Below are 16,346 nucleotides of genomic sequence, written 5' to 3' on the forward strand. Positions count from 1 at the left end.
CAAATTTTTGACGGGATATTGGAACAATAAAAAACCCTCTGCAAATCAACGACTTGCAGAGGGTTTGGCTGGGCTCCGTCCAACGGAGAGCCCTTCGACCAACTCAGGGCGACCGGAGCCAGGCCTCAGGCCGGCAGCAGAAACCCCGCAAAAAAATCCGCCAGCGCCTGGTGCGCGTCCAGCGGCAGCACGTGGGCCACGTACTGATCGGGGCGCACCACCACCAAACATCCCTGGTCGCGGTTGATGCCGCGCATGTCGAAGATATCGCCGAGCCCCTTGTGGTCGACGCAGAAGGCCTTTTCATGGTCTTGCAGGCCCAGTTTGCCGGTCTTGGGCTTGAGCAGCGACGGCATCTTCTCGTAGGCCAGCTGGTCGAAGGTTTGCTGGAACACGGCGCGGACGTCGATCACCGCGTCGATGTCTTCGCCCTTGCGCGTGTGCTTGACGACCGGGGAGTTCGCGTCGGTTTCCAGCCAATCCGCGAGCTGGTGGATGGCCGAGACCGCGTCGGTGCCGTCGGCCTTGCCGGCGAAGGCGTAGATGCGCCAGCGCGCATCGGCCTCGGCCACATGGCCCAGCTGCATCTGCATGGCGTCCGAGACACGCACCACGGGCGCGGAGTGGAAGCGGCGGCCGATGGTCTGGCCGGTGGCCAGCGCCTGCCAGGTCGCCGGGCCGATGAGCGCGGACGGGTCGTAGTGGACGGCCAGGCCGCCCGTGAACTCCAGGTTTTCCTTGAACTGGCGAATGATGCGCGGCTCCTCAATCCCCTCCCGCTCGGCCTGGGTGGTGGGGGCCGACATGACGCGCGCCCATTTGTGGTCCGTCTCCACCAGGCGTTTGGCCTCGGTCAGTCGCTCTTTGGAATAGCTGCGCAGAAGGCTCGCATCGGAGCGGCCCTGCAGCACGTGCACCAGCTTCCAGCCCAGATTGAAGGTGTCCTGCATCGAGACATTCATGCCCTGCCCTGCCTTGGGCGAATGGGTGTGGCAGGCGTCGCCCGCGGTGAACACGCGCGGGTTGCGGCCAGAGCCCTCGGGAGCGTCATCAAACTTGTCGCTGATGGCGTGCCCAATGTCGTAGATGGACCACCAGACGATCTCCTGCACGTCCAGGCTGTAGGGCTTGATGATGCGGTTCGCCGCAGCAATCATGTCGTGCTGCGTGAGCTTGCGCTGCGCCGCCTTCTCGTCGGGCCGCAGCTTGTCCATCTCCACATACATGCGGAACAGGTACCCCCCCTCACGCGGCAGGATCAGCAGATTGCCTTCGTTGGCGGAAGAGATCAGGCACTTCTGCCGCACGTCCGGGAAATCGGTGTTGGCCAGGATGTCCATCACGCCCCAGGCCTGGTGCGCGGCATCCCCCTTCAGCTCACCACCGATCGCCTTGCGCACGGCCGAATGCGCCCCGTCGCAACCCACCACGTAGTTGGCCCGCACGGTGCGGGTGCCCCCCCAGTTCAGGCCGCTGGCGTCTTTCAGGGTCACGGTGACGGGGTGATCGTCGGTCGTGCTGTCCACCGTCAGGCCCACGATTTCCCAGCTGTAGTCGGGCTCGAGCCGCGACGGAGAATTGCGCATGACTTCCAGGAACAGCTCGTGCAGCCGCGCCTGGTTGATCAGGATGTGCGGCATCTCCGAGCTGTCGTCGGCCACGTCTTGCACCCGGCCCGCGCGCTTGATGTGGGCGGGGTTCTTGGGGTCCGGCATCCAGAAATTGGTCTGGTTGACCCAGTAGGTCTCGCGCTTGACCTTGTCGGCAAAGCCGAAGGCCTGGAACATCTCCATGGAGCGCGTGTTGATGCCGTCGGCCTTGCCCTTGATGATGTTGCTGGGCATGCGCTCGACAATCATCGTCTCGATCTCCGGGAACTGCGCCAGCTGAGCCGCCAGGCACAGGCCCGCCGGGCCGGTGCCGGCAATCAGCACATCCACCTTTTCCGGCAGCGGCTCGTTGATGCCCCGGTTACGCCGGTTCGGCGCTGCTTGCTTGACATCGGGGTTGCCACCCCTGAAGCCATGTTTGTAGAACTGCATCGTTATCTCCAAAGACTGAAAAAAAGCACCGACGATTCGGCTGGCATGCGGCGGGCAATGCCGTCGGCTTGGCCCAAGTGCATAGGCTCGGCACTGTAGGGAGCGCGTCCGCGGACGCCGTCTAGGTAAAACTGCATGGCTGGGCTCCTCGTCTTGCTTAGATCTGGACGCCACAACTAGGGCGCCCTGCTCCGGGTCCGGCGCCAAGTTGGGGAAAGGTCAAGCCCCGGACTCAACAATAATAAGCATACTTATTATTAATCCGCTCGTCAACACCAAACTGCCAAGGCGATTGCGATCGTTGATAAAACTGGATTCTCGGACGCATTCGAGCTGACCCCGACCACCAATGCGCAGGCCTAAGGCTTTTTCGCCATGCTACTGGTGGTTGCGGACGAGCCTAAGCGCTTGCTGAGGCGCGTGGCCAACATCGCCATGGCCCCGTGCAAGTAAGACTGGACTCAAAAACCGATACGCGCTGTACCAGCGCTTTCACTGTGTATTCTTAAAGATCGGGGATAGGCGCCTATCAGCGGATCCGTAGCACAGCTACTTAGCACAAGAATCAACAATAGACTTAACGTCACTCGCCTCCATAACCTCAAGAAGCTTGGTCCCCCCCTTAAGGTTGAGGCTCTTCATGACAGCCCTGAATCTGTCGCGCTCAAAGAGTGACTTATCCCCCAAATAAGATTCATGTAACTTCTGGATTACGGCTGAGAACACTGGGACAGTTTGCGACGTTGTTGGGCGCTCGATGATGTTGGCCCGAACGTCAGATTGATGCAAAAAGGCTGTCAGGGCACTCTTCAAATCGAGCTCTTCGACGCGGTCACACAAAGCAGCCATCCACCAGAGACGAGATGCAGCATTGTCGCGCTCGATCCCACGCGTTCCTTCAGCAAAGAAGTGCTTCTTAACGTGCACCAGTGCCTCCACATCGTCTTCAGGTATCGGCCAGCGCGACCTTGTATAGTGAAGAAGATGCACGTGAGACATGTAAACCCAAAGTCGAGGATCACGCGCCACGTATGGAGGCACATGCCCAAGCACCGTATAAATTGCCTCACAACAATCAACCTCTCTTAGGTCACCATCGACGCAATAAACATCCTTAAGAGCATCCGGTTCAAAATTTGTATCGATTTCAAAGTAGTTGGCTGGATCATTCGTTAAAAAATCGAAGTCGCCAGAACGGTAACGCCCAAGGTTCGATTCAATTTCTTTTGTCAGAAAATCTACAGTCTTTGCTCGAAGCAAGCGCATCTTCTGCATTTACTGCTCCCCTTTAAAAACGTACGTTTGAAGCAGTGTCATAGGGTATTTCATTAAACGCTGGGCCAAGATATATGGCTCGGTTGCATTCAGATCCCACCCGGCGTTATGGAGTTGCCCACGCAGAACAGCTGACCATCTCTTGTCCTCGTAATCTGACGAGCTCTCTTTCAACTTCTGCAAAGCCTGGGTTACAGCGGCTGCGTAAATCGAATTCAAAAGAATAACTTGGTTGTTCTTGCTGTTTCGGGCACTATCAACGGCATCTTTCATCTGGCCGCTAACTTCGATCTGTATGTGATTCTCCTCAAACCCGACGCGCCACTCTCCCCCACTGAGTGCGTCGTTCTTAACGAGATCAAAAATTGAAGTGACCGGTTTGAATAGATCTCGATCTATGAAGAAAGACTGCGGCTCATCTTGGGCGAGAACATCGCCCGGGGAAAAATCAAATTCCGTCTTGCCAAATTCCGGGTTGATATCGGAGGACTTGAATCCGCTAATTGCAACAGTCGCAACGATATAGGTATCAACCTTGACCTCCCCCCTCAAAACTCCTGCCCCCAACTCTTGAGAGACATGGGGTTCAGCAGAGGAAATGACAGCTCTTAAATACGTATCGCGACACGAAACAATCGCCACGTACTTCGCGCGGCCGGCGACAACCTCATTGATCAGCTCATCTGAGGACGTGGCAAAAGACACTTCGACAGTGACACTCTCTTTTTCGATCACAAATTCGACTGTCGTCTGAAACTCGACATCGATGTAATCATTGCAATGTGGACGAAGCACCGGATAGGGGAAGGCCTTATTTCGATCAAACTTCATGAGCAAGCACCTTGATAGCTCCATTGAACGCTTCGGAGAGCGTGACCTCAAAGTCAATTCGCTCCTTCGGCTTGACGTCAATTGTTATCTTTCCATCCGCGACCTCTCCCAGACTGGAGGTCTTTACTGCAATGTGATAGTCGCTATCCGCGCCAACTTCAAGCAATGCCACGGATATCTTGCCCCTCGCCATGGGAGTCAAGAAAATCCGTCTCGTTGTTGGCGACTTCACAATCGCACGCACATTGTCGAATGCCGCGATCGGAGATGGCTTGCGAGCATCATCCGCACCACCAACGCCACCGGCCCCAGCGCCTTTGCCGCCAGAACCATCTCCTCCTCCACCCCCATCATTACCCCCGCCGCCTTCAGCCTCTTCACCATCGTTACCAATCGCTGACTCGGCCTCTTCTCCTTGGATGGCCTCTTTTTTTGGAACAATTCGTTTTGCCCGAATAATGATCTTGCCAGACGGATCTACTTCTGCTGTGCCCTTGCCTCCACCTTCGCCCTCCTCGTCAGCGAAGTACTCCTTTAACTCATCAAGCGATGTTGTCTCCGTAACGGGATTTTTCGCATGGCGTTTCAGCATATTTCGAATCCATGCTGCGAGCTTGTTCAGCGCCATGCCACCTTTGTTTTGCTCGTCCTTTGTCGCCAATCTCTCTGGCTCGAAATCGTCATGACGTGGCGGCTCCATAGACCGCAACAATTCAATTCCCTTTTTATTCTTGCACTCGACAACTGCAATGAATTCCTTGAAGTCCGAGAAATTTTTCAACCCTGGAAGCGCCAATGAATCTGAAATGAACATTCCGTTGCGCAACATACAGACCTTCTTCGGCAGGCCTTCTCGCAACAGAATGCGTATCTGACATAGGCCAAGATGGAGAACTTCGCTTTCCTCAACGATCACTTCGGGATTGTCCTGGAGCGCCTCAAGGTAATAGCCACAGTTGTCAAACTGCTCAGGCTCATTTTTGTGCTTTTCGACAGCCTCCCGAATCGTCTTGTTCCTCAGGAAAGCACTAATAGTCGTCTTGTCTAACGAGTACCGCCCGTCAATGTTGACCTCTAGCTTTCCTTCATGGATCGCTCCGAAGAAATTCTCAGCAACTGAAGTAGCCAGATTTTCCCTCCATCCAGCGACGTTATCGAAGCCCAAAATGGATAGCTGTGTCCCTTTGCTCTTCTTTAGCGCGGCCTCAGTTCGTGCGCGCTGCAGCCAAGCAGGCATCTCTTTACTCACACCTTCAACTGGCTGGCACTTTTCTGTGTTCCCCCAAAAACCTGTTCCTTGACGACGTTTTTTTCCATCGTCATGAGACATAAGAATAGACTTACCCTGCGTTAGCTGACGGTAAGCCCCCGACGTCTCCTCATACACAGTTGAGACGAATACAGTTCTCAGCTTAGAAACAGAATAAGGTGCAAATTTTCCAATGCCGAATGAACCGGTAGCTGTTGCACTTTCTTTTTTGCTCTGTCCTTTGGCCTTCATGAAGGCGTAATACGGTGTTCCATTTTCACAAGGACCACGCATTCCTCGGGTATTGAAATCTGAGATTTCAAGCACATAAATTTTTGACTTGGCTAGTTCTTCGTGCGCACCCTGGAAGAACTGCTGTGCTTTCGAGCTTTCTTTAGACGCAGCGTCCTTGCACAGTTTGATAGTCTTCTTAAGCTGTTCGAAATCCGGAATGCTTTTCACTTCTGCATATGAAAGCTTCATCTCAACTCGAACAGTCCCATCGTCAGCCGAATCCAATGAGTTCTGATTAACTTCACGAGCCAAATGGCGCACTGGGTTACCTGCGAAATGTTCAATTCCAGGTTCGTTGAATCCATCCCATTGATCGGACTCATCTATCGGATGACTCCATCCAAGTTTCTTTGTCGTCATATCCTCTCCTTTTCGATTTTTTCTTTAACCGCGTTTGCGAGCAACCTTGATATAAGCGGAACGACAGAATTTCCAACTTGCATATATCGCTTGGCGCGAGGGACCTCATCCGGAAACTGGAACAGTTGCGGGTAACCTTGGAGGTTCAAACACTCCCTCTCGGTTAGCTTTCGTAACCCCTTTTTATCAAAAATGAAGGGCACATTGTGCCCACCCAAACCCATATTTGCCGTCAATGTTGGGCACACGCCAGGCTCTTTGACACGAACCAAGAATTTTCTAAGCTGATAGATGCAATAAGGATCTTCCAGCTTGTTCGAAATCATTTTGTGATAACGGTTTTCCTCGTCTAGGTAATAGCTCGCATCCTCGACCTTGCCCTCGAAATCAATATAGTCTTCAAGCCTTTTCGGCTCGGTTGACCTAGACAGCATGAGATCAATATTTCCATTTTTGAATGCTTTGGTTGAGAATGCGACCATGAATAGCCGATTTCTCTTTTGTGGCAAGGCTGTCAGGGCGTATGGATCCATTTCGAAGCAATTGGCCTCTCTGAACCAGTAGCCAGCCTTCTTTATTTCACGCGCAAGCTCAACAAACCAAGACCCGCCCTCACCTACCCGGATATGAGGTGAGTTCTCTAGAACAAGAACTGATGGCCGGTTATCGCCAAACTCTTTTAGCAAACGAATAATCTCATAAAAGAGCTGTCCTCTTGGGTCGTCAAATCCGCGCCGCTCTCCTGCAGCAGAGAAGCTCTGGCATGGAAATCCTGCGTGCAAGATATCGACAGGCTCGAGGCCGCTACCGACTACGCTAACCTGGCGAATATCCGCAGGCGCCCCGTCGGATGAAATCATGCGTACATCGTGCAGATTCCGCTGATATGTTGCTACGGCGGCGGAGTCATTTTCTATCGCCCATGCAGTTTTAATGCCTACGCTCTCGAAGCCGAGACAGAAGCCCCCAATTCCTGCGAATAGGGCCCCCGCCTTTAGTTGCTGTGTCATTGATTCGAATACCGGTCTATAGCTTGAATGCCTGCTGTCGATCTTGATCGTGCGTTAGGAAGCTTTGCTTCAGCCCATCCACTTCCTGTTGCATAACTTTCACAATCTTTTTGGCCTGCTCATCCGTGTACTCATAGTTCTGTCGATTCGCCAGATTCGCGATCAAGCGGATATCCTTGATCGCTCGATTGACGCGTCGATTAGCTAATTCCACGAACTTGGCTGTCTTGTCTCTATTCACAAGTCTCTCCTAGGCTTGGCCAATCTAGCCACCATAGCAGGCAAGGGATCAACTACATTTACGAAGCTCCACATCACCTAAATCACTACATTTTTTATTTGTAGCTATAGATTTTTGTTTTGTAGCAATCTTAATCGAGCTCACCACGAATCAGCAACGTATAAATTATTTCTCCGAAGATCGAAGTCAGCGACCAACGAAGACAGCGTTGTACTTGCATCCGAGGATGCATTTATTTTGTGTCGATGGCACTTTCGTATCGGCGAGTCAATGTTGACTAGTTGACCTCAGCTGTCGCCCTTGAACCAAAGACGCTGGGACACAGCCATCGCCTGAGTAGCGCGTACAGCGTCTTTGCAAATGGGGCCTAGAAAGACGAAAGGGCTAGTAGCCGCAAAGCTACTAGCCCCTGTGAATTGGTCGGTGTGAAAGGATTCGAACCTTCGACCCCTTGCACCCCATGCAAGTGCGCTACCAGGCTGCGCCACACACCGATCGAGCCTTGAATTATAGCCGAGGAATTGGCCCCTTCCCCAGGGGTCCCGCAGATCAGAAGCTGCCGGCGAGCAGGTCGCGGATTTCGGTGAGTTCGCGTTTGACCAGGTGCAGCTTGTCGGCGTGCAGCTCGTCGTCGTCCACCAGCTGGCTCTCGCTGAAGTCGTCCAGGTCGGCCGGTTCGTTCATCTCCAGCACTTCCACGCCGTCGAGCATGACCTCGCCGGCGCGCTTCTTGTCGCGCTCGGCGTGCAGCAGCTCCTGCATCTTGTTGCGCGCGCCGCTGATGGTGAAACCCTGGTCGTAGAGCAGGTCACGGATGCGGCGGATCATCAGCACCTCGTGGTGCTGGTAATAACGCCGGTTGCCGCGCCGCTTCATGGGACGCAGCTGGGTGAACTCCTGCTCCCAATACCGTAGCACGTGAGGCTTGACGCCACACAGGTCGCCGACCTCACCGATGGTGAAGTAGCGTTTGGCGGGGATGGGAGGGAGCGCTTTCTCCATTGAAATCAATGTGATACGAGAGAAAGCTGCAAGGTTACTCTAAGTGGTGGACAGATGCAAAGCCTGGCGCCTGTTTTTTCGAAAAACAGCGCTTTTCGGGGTTTCGGCGTGCAGGAAAGCTGCGGTTTGTGCACCGCAACAGGGCAAGGGCAGCGGTTCAGGGCCGCTTTAAACCGGGGGCGGTATGGTGCCTGATCTGCTCTGGACAGGCTTCGACAGGCTCAGCCCGAACGGAAAAAACAGGGATCAGGCGGCGGCGCGGGTCGGCTGGCCGTTGCCCTGCTCCTGGATCTGTTCCTTGAGCTTGTGGCTGGCGTGGAAGGTGACCACACGGCGCGCTTCGATGGGGATGGCCTCGCCGGTGCGCGGGTTGCGGCCGGGGCGCGGGGCCTTGGTGCGGATCTGGAAGTTGCCGAAGCCCGAGATCTTGACGTCGTTGCCGTTGACCAGGCTGTCGGCGATCAGGTCGAAGAAGGCGTCGATCATGTCCTTGGACTCGCGCTTGTTCAGCCCGATCTGCTCAAACAGCAGTTCGGCCAGCTGCGCCTTGGTCAGCGCGGGGGTTTCCAGACTTTCGACCGTGATTTCCATGGTGATCCCGTCTCGTCTCGTGTTGTTCTTGCTCGTTCCCGCTCAGGCCCGCAGACGCGCGCCCACCTGCTGCTGCAGCGTGGCCAGCACGGCCTGCACGCTGGACTCGATCTGCTCTTCGGTCAGCGTGGCTTCGTCGCTGTTGAGCGTCAGGCGCACCGCCAGGCTCTTCTCGCCTTCGGCCAGGCCGGCCGAGGCTGCCCCCGGCTTGGCGCGGTAGACGTCGAACAGTATCGCATGGCGCAGCAGGCCCGCAGTAGGTGCAGACACTATGGCACCCATCAGCGCGGCGTGGCTCACGCTCTCGGCCACGATGACGGCCAGGTCGCGCTCCACTGCCTGGAACTTGCTCATGGCCTTCAGGGCCGGCACCTCGCGGGCCAGCACGGCATCCAACTCCAGCTCGAACATCACGGGCGTCTGGGCCAGCTCGTAGCCCTGGCGCCAGCGCGGGTGCAGCTCGCCCACGTAGCCGATGGCCTTGCCGTCCAGCAGCACGCGGGCGCAGCGGCCGGGGTGCATGGCCGGGTGCTCGGCAGCTTCGAAGACGGGTTTGCGCGGGGCCAGCAGGGCTTCGACGTCGCCCTTGGCGTCATAGAAATCCACGGCGCGTTCCTTGGTCGCCCACTGCATGGTGTCCACCCCGCCCACGGCCAGGCCGGCCACGCGCATGGGCTGGGCAAAACCGGCCACGCTGGTGTCGCTGTCGGGCACGCTGGCATCACGCAGGAAGACGCGGCCCAGCTCGAACACGCGCACGCGTTCGGTCTTGCGGTCCAGGTTGAACTTGAGCACCTGCAACAGCGAGCCCAGCAGCGTGGAGCGCATCACGCCCATCTGGCTGGCGATGGGGTTCATGAGCTTGATGGGGGTCGGGTTGCCGGCCAGCTCGTGCTCCCAGCGCTCGTCCACGAAGCTGTAGTTGATGGTTTCCTGGTAACCCAGGGCGGCCAGCTGGCGGCGCACGGCAAAGGCGCTGCGCTGCGATTCCAGGCGCGTCTTGGGCACCACGGGCGCCAGCGGCGGGGTGTGCGGCAGGTGGTCGTAACCCACCAGGCGCGCCACCTCTTCGATAAGGTCTTCCTCGATCTGCAGGTCGAAGCGGTAGAGCGGCGGGGTGACCGTGATGGTGCCCTGCCCTTCGGTCAGAGGCAGACCCAGGCGCTTGAGCGCGTCGGCGCACTGCGCCTGCGTGAGCGGCATGCCGATGATCTTGGCGGCACGCGCCACACGCAGGGTGACGGGCTGGGCCACCGGCATCTTGACCTGATGGTCGTCGATGGGGCCACAGGCGGTGGCGGGTGTGCCGCAGATGTCCACAATGAGCTGGGTGATGCGCTCGATGTGCTCCACGGTCAGCACCGGGTCCACACCGCGCTCGAAGCGGTGGCCGGCATCGGTGGCAAAGTTGTAGCGACGCGAACGGCCGGCAATGGCCTTGGGCCACCAGAAGGCAGCCTCGACGTAGACGTGTTTCGTGTCGTCGGACACGGCGGTGGCGTCGCCGCCCATGATGCCGGCCAGGGATTCGACCTGCTGGTCGTCGGCGATGACGCCGACTTCGGCATCGACGGTGACGGTGTTGCCGTTGAGCAGCTTGAGCTGTTCACCGGGCTTGCCCCAGCGCACGTCCAGCGTGCCGTGGATCTTGTCCAGGTCGAAGATGTGGCTCGGGCGGCCGAACTCGAACATCACGTAATTGGAGATGTCCACCAGCGCGGTCACGCTGCGCTGGCCGCAGCGGGCCAGGCGGTCCACCATCCACTGCGGGGTGGCGGCTTTCGTGTTGACGTTGAGCACGACACGGCCGGAGAAACGGCCGCACAGGTCGGGCGCGCTGATCTTCACAGGCTGCTTGTCCTGGCTTTTCACGGCCACGGGCGGGAAGCTCGGGGCCTTCAGCGGCGCGCCGGTCAGCGCGGCCACTTCACGCGCCACGCCGTAGACGGACAGGCAGTGCGCGAGATTCGGCGTGAGCTTCAGGGTAAAGAGCGTGTCGTCCAGCTTCAGCACCTGGCGGATGTCCTGACCGATGGGCGCATCCGCGGCCAGTTCCAGCAGGCCGCCGTGGTCTTCAGACAGCTTTAGCTCGCGGGCCGAGCACAGCATGCCCTGGCTTTCCACGCCGCGCAGCTTGCCCAGCTTGATGAGGAAGGGTTTGCCGTCTTCACCGGGCGGCAGCTCGGCGCCCACCAGGGCACAGGGCACGCGGATGCCCACGCGCGCATTAGGCGCACCGCAGACGATATTCAGCAGACTGCCCTGCCCCACGTCCACCTGGCACACGCGCAGGCGGTCGGCGTTGGGGTGTTGCACAGCCTCTTTGATTTCGCCGACGACGATTTTTGTGAAAGGCGGGGCCACGGGGCGCAGCTCTTCCACCTCCAGGCCGGCCATGGTGAGCGTGTCGGCCAGTTGCTGGGTGGAGAGCGGCGGGTTGCAGAATTCGCGCAGCCAGGACTCGGGGAATTGCATGGTCTAGTCTTCTTGTTGGGTCAGCGGGCGAGCAACGGACGATTAGCGGAACTGCGAGAGGAAGCGGATGTCGCCGTCGAAGAACAGGCGCAGGTCGTTGACGCCGTAGCGCAGCATGGTGAAGCGGTCCAGCCCCATGCCGAAGGCGAAGCCGATGTGTTTCTCGGGGTCCAGGCCCATGTTGCGCACCACGTTCGGGTGCACCTGGCCGGAGCCGGCCACTTCCAGCCAGCGGCCGGCCAGCGGACCGCTCTGGAACTGGATGTCGATCTCGGCGCTGGGCTCGGTGAAGGGGAAGAAGCTGGGGCGGAATCGCAGCACCAGGTCGTCGCGCTCGAAGAAGGTGCGGCAGAACTCGGTGAAGAGGTACTTGAGGTCCTTGAAGCTCACGTTCTCGCCGATCCACAGGCCTTCGCACTGGTGGAACATGGGCGAGTGGGTGGCGTCGCTGTCCACGCGGTAGGTGCGGCCGGGGGCGATGACACGGATCTCGGGCATGCCATCGAGGCCCCCACGCTCCCCCACTGCGCGTGGGTCGCTGCCCCCCGAGGGGGCCCTCGCCCCTTGGGACGGCCCGGCGGGGCTCACGCCCTTCTCCATCTTGGCCTTGTATGCCTTGACGTGCTGCAGGGCGTGGCGCACCTGCACCGGGCTGGTGTGCGTGCGCAGCAGGTTGGGTGCCTTGGCGCTGCCGCCTTCGACGTAAAAGGTGTCGTGCATGGAGCGCGCGGGATGGTCTTCGGGCGTGTTGAGCGCGGTGAAGTTGTACCAGTCGGCCTCGATCTCGGGGCCCTGGGCCACTTCGAAACCCATGGAGCCGAAGATGGCCTCCAGGCGTTCCATCGTCAGGCTCACGGGATGCAGGCCGCCGGTGCCGCGCGCGCGCCCGGGCAGCGTGACGTCCAGCGCCTCGGCCTGCAATTGCTGCTGCAGCTCGGCGTCGGCCAGGGCCTGGCGGCGGGCATTGAGCGCGGCTTCGACGGCCTGCTTGGCCACGTTGATGGCGGCGCCGCGGCTCTTTTTCTCTTCCACGCTGAGGGCGGCCATGCCCTTCATCAGCTCGGTGATGCTGCCGGTCTTGCCCAGGAAACGCGCCTTGGCGTTTTCCAGGTCGGCCGGGGTGGCGGCCTGGGCAAAGGCGCTCTGTGCGCTGGCGACGATGGCGTCCAACTCGTTCATGTGTTCTTGTCCGTTGGGTACAAAGTGATCGGGGCAGCGCAGCACGGGCTGCGCTCTCCGGATCGCCCTGCGCAATGAAAAAGGGCCAAAGCTTTGTTCAAGCTCCAGCCCTTGTTTCTTGTGCATGAAAGGCGGCCTTGCAGCCACCCTTCTGGCGTGAAGATCAAGCAGCCAGCTTGGCCTTGACCTTCTCCACGATGCCGGCGAAAGCCGTCATGTCGTGCACAGCGATGTCAGCCAGCACCTTGCGGTCGATTTCGATCTGGGCCTTCTTCAGGCCGTTGGCGAACTGGCTGTAGGTCATGCCGCACTGACGGGCTGCCGCGTTGATACGGGCAATCCACAGCTGACGGAAGACACGCTTCTTGGTACGGCGGTCACGGTAGGCATATTGCCCAGCCTTCATCACCGCTTCTTTGGCGATGCGGAAGACATTACCGCGGCGACCGCGGAAGCCCTTGGCAAGGGCGAGAACTTTTTTGTGACGGGCGCGGGCCGTTACACCACGTTTGACGCGAGGCATTTGATTACTCCTTGTACGTCGTTAATTAAATGCCCTGGCCGGGCAGCATCTGTGCCATGTGACCCATATTGGTCGCATGCACAGCGGTGGAACCCCGCAGGTGGCGTTTGTTCTTGGTGGTCTTCTTGGTCAGGATGTGACGCTTGAAGGCTTGGCCGCGCTTGACGGTACCACCGGGACGGACGCGGAAGCGTTTCTTCGCCGCGCTCTTGGTCTTCATTTTGGGCATATTCATGCTCCTATTACTTGTGCTCGCGAGGCGTCTGAAAACCTTTTCCAGACTTGTAGGCCCCGAGCCACTTGTTAGGTAGTGAGTTTTGACACCCACCACCTGGGCAGCGGGTTACCCCACCGCCACCGCTGCGGGTTTCACCCCGCGGCGTTTCGGGAAGGCTTACACCTTCCCGGCATTTCCTGCCGGTTCTGCAACCTGCAGGAAAAAACTTAACCCTGTGCCGCTGTTTCAGCGGCGGCCTTGGGCGCCGCAGCGCCACCGGCCTTTTTCTTGCCCGGCGCGATCATCATGATCATCTGCCGGCCTTCCAGCTTGGGGTACTGCTCGACTACGATCAGATCCCCGAGATCGGCACGCATGCGGTCCAGCATGGCCATGCCGAGCTCCTGGTGCGTGATCTCTCGACCACGGAAGCGCAAGGTAATCTTGCACTTGTCACCCTCTTCCAAGAAGCGCTTGATGTTGCGCAACTTGATGTTGTAGTCACCATCGTCGGTACCGGGCCGGAACTTGATTTCCTTGACCTCGATGACCTTCTGCTTCGATTTCGCCTCGGCGGCCTTCTTCTGCTCCTGGAACTTGAACTTGCCGTAGTCCATCAGGCGGCAGACGGGAGGATTTGCGGTGGCCACGGTTTCAATGAGGTCCACATCCATCTCGCCTGCCAATCGCAGGGCCTCTGCCAGACTCACCACCCCCATCGGCTCATTCTCCGGACCGGAGATGCGGACTTCAGGGGCCATGATTTCACGGTTCAAGCGGTGCTTGCGTTCTTCGCGCTGGCGGCGATCACGAAATTCAGTAGCGATGGTTCAATTCCTTAAAACTTTGCCACCCATGGGTGGCTGAAGCCGCCTTGTAACGCGCCAAAAACCTGCCGGATGACTCTCAGGGAGCCTGCTCGACTGACTTGTGAGCGATGTCTGCCGCGATGATTTGCACAAAGGCTTCGAGGGACATCACACCGAGGTCTTTGTTACCCCGGGCACGCACTGCGACGGCGCCGGCTGCCTTTTCCTTGTCGCCTGCGACAAGGATGTAAGGCAGCTTCTGCATCGAATGCTCGCGTATTTTATACGTAATTTTCTCGTTGCGCAGGTCGGTCTGGACCCTAAGTTCTTGATTTGGCAACGATTTCTTCAGTTTTTGGGCAATTTCCAGGCAGTAATCGGCCTGGGCGTCGGTGATATTGAGCACCGAGACCTGCACCGGGGCCAGCCAGGTGGGCAGCGCGCCGGCATGTTCCTCGATCAAAATCCCGATGAAACGCTCCAGGCTGCCCAGGATGGCCCGGTGCAGCATGACGGGGCGGTGGCGGTTGCCGTCCTCGCCCACGTACTCGGCGTCCAGGCGCTCGGGCATGGAGAAATCGACCTGGATGGTGCCGCACTGCCAGTGGCGGCCAATGGCGTCCTTCAGGGTGTATTCGATCTTGGGGCCGTAGAAGGCACCGTCACCCGGGGAGATCTCGAATTCGCAGTTGGCGGCCTTCAGGCTTGCCATCAGGGCGGCTTCGGCCTTGTCCCACAGTGCGTCGGAGCCGATGCGCTGGGCCGGGCGGGTGGCGACCTTGTAGATGATGTCGGTGAAGCCGAAGTCCTTGTAGACCTTCTGCAGCAGGGCCGTGAAGTTGACGCACTCGGCCAGGATCTGGTCTTCGGTACAGAAGATGTGGCCGTCGTCCTGCGTGAAACCACGCACGCGCATGATGCCGTGCAGGCCGCCGGTGGGCTCGTTGCGGTGGCACTGGCCGAACTCGCCGAAGCGCAGGGGCAGTTCGCGGTAGCTCTTGATGCCCTGCTTGAAGATCAGGATGTGGCCCGGGCAGTTCATGGGCTTGAGGGCGTAGTCGCGCTTTTCACTCTCGGTGGTGAACATGTTGTCGCGGTACTTGTCCCAGTGGCCGGTCTTCTCCCACAGGGCCTTGTCCAGGATCTGCGGGCCCTTGACCTCCTGGTAGCCGTTGTCGCGGTAGACGTGGCGCATGTACTGCTCCACCTCCTGCCAGACGGTCCAGCCCTTGGGGTGCCAGAAGACGGTGCCGGGGGAATGTTCGTCGAGGTGGAACAGGTCGAGCTCGCGGCCGAGCTTGCGGTGGTCGCGCTTCTCGGCCTCTTCCAGCATGGTGAGGTACTGCTGCAGCTCTTCCTTGCTGGCCCAGGCCGTGCCGTAGACGCGTTGCAGCATCTCGTTGCGGTGGTCGCCGCGCCAGTAGGCGCCGGCCACCTTCATGAGCTTGAAGTGCTTGAGCTTGCCGGTGCTGGGCACGTGGGGGCCGCGGCACAGGTCTTCGAACTTGCCTTCGCGATACAGGCTGACGTCTTCATTGGCCGGGATGCTGGCGATGATCTCGGCCTTGTAGTGCTCGCCGATGCCCTTGAAGTGGGCCACGGCCTCGTCGCGCGGCAGCACACGGCGTTGCACGGGTTCGTCCTTGGCGGCCAGTTCGGCCATCTTCTTCTCGATGGCGGCCAGGTCTTCGGGGGTGAAGGGGCGCTTGTAGGAGAAGTCGTAATAGAAGCCGTGCTCGATGACCGGGCCGATGGTGACCTGCGCGTCGGGAAACAGTTCCTTGACGGCATAGGCCAGCAGGTGGGCGGTGGAGTGGCGGATCATCTCCAGGCCGTCGGCGTCCTTGGCGGTGACGATGGACAGGGGGCTGTCAGTGGTGATCTGGTAGCTGGTGTCGACCAGCTTGCCGCCCACCTTGCCGCCCAGTGCGGCCTTGGCCAGGCCGGCGCCGATGGAGGCGGCCACTTCGGCCACGGTGACCGGGCCGGGGAAATCGCGTTTGGAACCGTCGGGTAGCGTGATCTGAACCATATCTCTCACTCGCAGAAAATGAAAAAGGCGCGGTAGAAACCGCGCCTTGTCTTGAATGTGTAGCACCTGCGCCCGGGGGCGCGCGGACTAGCAACCCCTGAGGCGTTTCTCGCTGGCGGTGGTAGTTCGCGGTGTCATAACCGGGGTGCCTTTCTCGCTCTTGTGAACGGACACAGCGTCCAAGGCGGCCATTCTAACCCGAGGGCCACCAACAAA

Annotated in this window: 14 protein-coding genes and 1 tRNA gene; all 15 read right to left on the reverse strand. The window is 58.8% G+C overall.

Annotated elements, in window-relative coordinates; translation table 11 throughout:
• Window positions 1-125: 125 nt before the first annotated feature.
• The 15 genes from HTY51_RS08760 to thrS all read right to left on the reverse strand — a co-directional run bounded on the left by HTY51_RS08760 (window position 126) and on the right by thrS (window position 16,130).
• Window positions 126-2,042, reverse strand: a complete 1,917-nt coding sequence (locus HTY51_RS08760) for an FAD-dependent monooxygenase (RefSeq protein ID WP_174252383.1) — start codon at window positions 2,040-2,042, stop codon at window positions 126-128.
• A gap of 549 nt (window positions 2,043-2,591) precedes the next feature.
• Window positions 2,592-3,317, reverse strand: coding sequence for a DUF6339 family protein (locus tag HTY51_RS08765; protein WP_174252384.1), 726 nt, complete (start codon window positions 3,315-3,317; stop codon window positions 2,592-2,594).
• A complete protein-coding gene (locus HTY51_RS08770) occupies window positions 3,318-4,148 on the reverse strand; it encodes a hypothetical protein (protein ID WP_174252385.1) in 831 nt (276 codons plus the stop codon). It abuts the gene before it with no gap.
• Window positions 4,138-6,051: a hypothetical protein gene (locus tag HTY51_RS08775; RefSeq protein ID WP_174252386.1), complete on the reverse strand. Its 1,914-nt coding sequence runs from the start codon at window positions 6,049-6,051 to the stop codon at window positions 4,138-4,140. The genes HTY51_RS08770 and HTY51_RS08775 overlap by 11 nt, the downstream gene beginning before the upstream one ends.
• Entirely contained in the window at window positions 6,048-7,061 is a 1,014-nt protein-coding gene (locus tag HTY51_RS08780; RefSeq protein WP_174252387.1) for a DNA cytosine methyltransferase, read from the reverse strand. The genes HTY51_RS08775 and HTY51_RS08780 overlap by 4 nt, the downstream gene beginning before the upstream one ends.
• Before the next feature lie 16 nt (window positions 7,062-7,077).
• On the reverse strand, window positions 7,078-7,302 hold the full coding sequence (locus HTY51_RS08785) for a hypothetical protein (protein ID WP_174252388.1): 225 nt from the start codon (window positions 7,300-7,302) through the stop codon (window positions 7,078-7,080).
• 417 nt (window positions 7,303-7,719) lie between these two features.
• A tRNA-Pro gene (locus tag HTY51_RS08790) sits at window positions 7,720-7,796 on the reverse strand.
• A gap of 55 nt (window positions 7,797-7,851) precedes the next feature.
• Window positions 7,852-8,304, reverse strand: a complete 453-nt coding sequence (locus tag HTY51_RS08795) for a MerR family transcriptional regulator (protein ID WP_057675817.1) — start codon at window positions 8,302-8,304, stop codon at window positions 7,852-7,854.
• 246 nt (window positions 8,305-8,550) lie between these two features.
• A complete protein-coding gene (locus HTY51_RS08800) occupies window positions 8,551-8,895 on the reverse strand; it encodes an integration host factor subunit alpha (RefSeq protein WP_174252389.1) in 345 nt (114 codons plus the stop codon).
• 42 nt (window positions 8,896-8,937) lie between these two features.
• Window positions 8,938-11,370 carry a phenylalanine--tRNA ligase subunit beta gene (gene pheT / locus HTY51_RS08805; protein WP_174252390.1) on the reverse strand — a complete coding sequence of 811 codons (2,433 nt, stop codon included), beginning with the start codon at window positions 11,368-11,370 and terminating at the stop codon, window positions 8,938-8,940.
• A 42-nt stretch (window positions 11,371-11,412) separates the two neighbouring features.
• A complete protein-coding gene (locus HTY51_RS08810) occupies window positions 11,413-12,549 on the reverse strand; it encodes a phenylalanine--tRNA ligase subunit alpha (RefSeq protein ID WP_174252391.1) in 1,137 nt (378 codons plus the stop codon).
• A gap of 163 nt (window positions 12,550-12,712) precedes the next feature.
• Window positions 12,713-13,072 carry a 50S ribosomal protein L20 gene (gene rplT, locus HTY51_RS08815; protein WP_174252392.1) on the reverse strand — a complete coding sequence of 120 codons (360 nt, stop codon included), beginning with the start codon at window positions 13,070-13,072 and terminating at the stop codon, window positions 12,713-12,715.
• A gap of 25 nt (window positions 13,073-13,097) precedes the next feature.
• The gene (gene rpmI, locus HTY51_RS08820) at window positions 13,098-13,301 is read right to left on the reverse strand and encodes a 50S ribosomal protein L35 (protein ID WP_057675808.1); all 204 of its coding nucleotides are present in this window, start codon (window positions 13,299-13,301) and stop codon (window positions 13,098-13,100) included.
• Between the two features lie 215 nt (window positions 13,302-13,516).
• Window positions 13,517-14,050 carry a translation initiation factor IF-3 gene (gene infC, locus HTY51_RS08825; protein ID WP_254607033.1) on the reverse strand — a complete coding sequence of 178 codons (534 nt, stop codon included), beginning with the start codon at window positions 14,048-14,050 and terminating at the stop codon, window positions 13,517-13,519.
• Window positions 14,051-14,195: 145 nt separating this feature from the next.
• Window positions 14,196-16,130, reverse strand: coding sequence for a threonine--tRNA ligase (thrS, locus tag HTY51_RS08830; protein WP_174252393.1), 1,935 nt, complete (start codon window positions 16,128-16,130; stop codon window positions 14,196-14,198).
• Window positions 16,131-16,346 lie beyond the last annotated feature (216 nt).

Source organism: Rhodoferax sp. BAB1, assembly GCF_013334205.1.
Classification (GTDB): domain Bacteria; phylum Pseudomonadota; class Gammaproteobacteria; order Burkholderiales; family Burkholderiaceae_C; genus Hylemonella.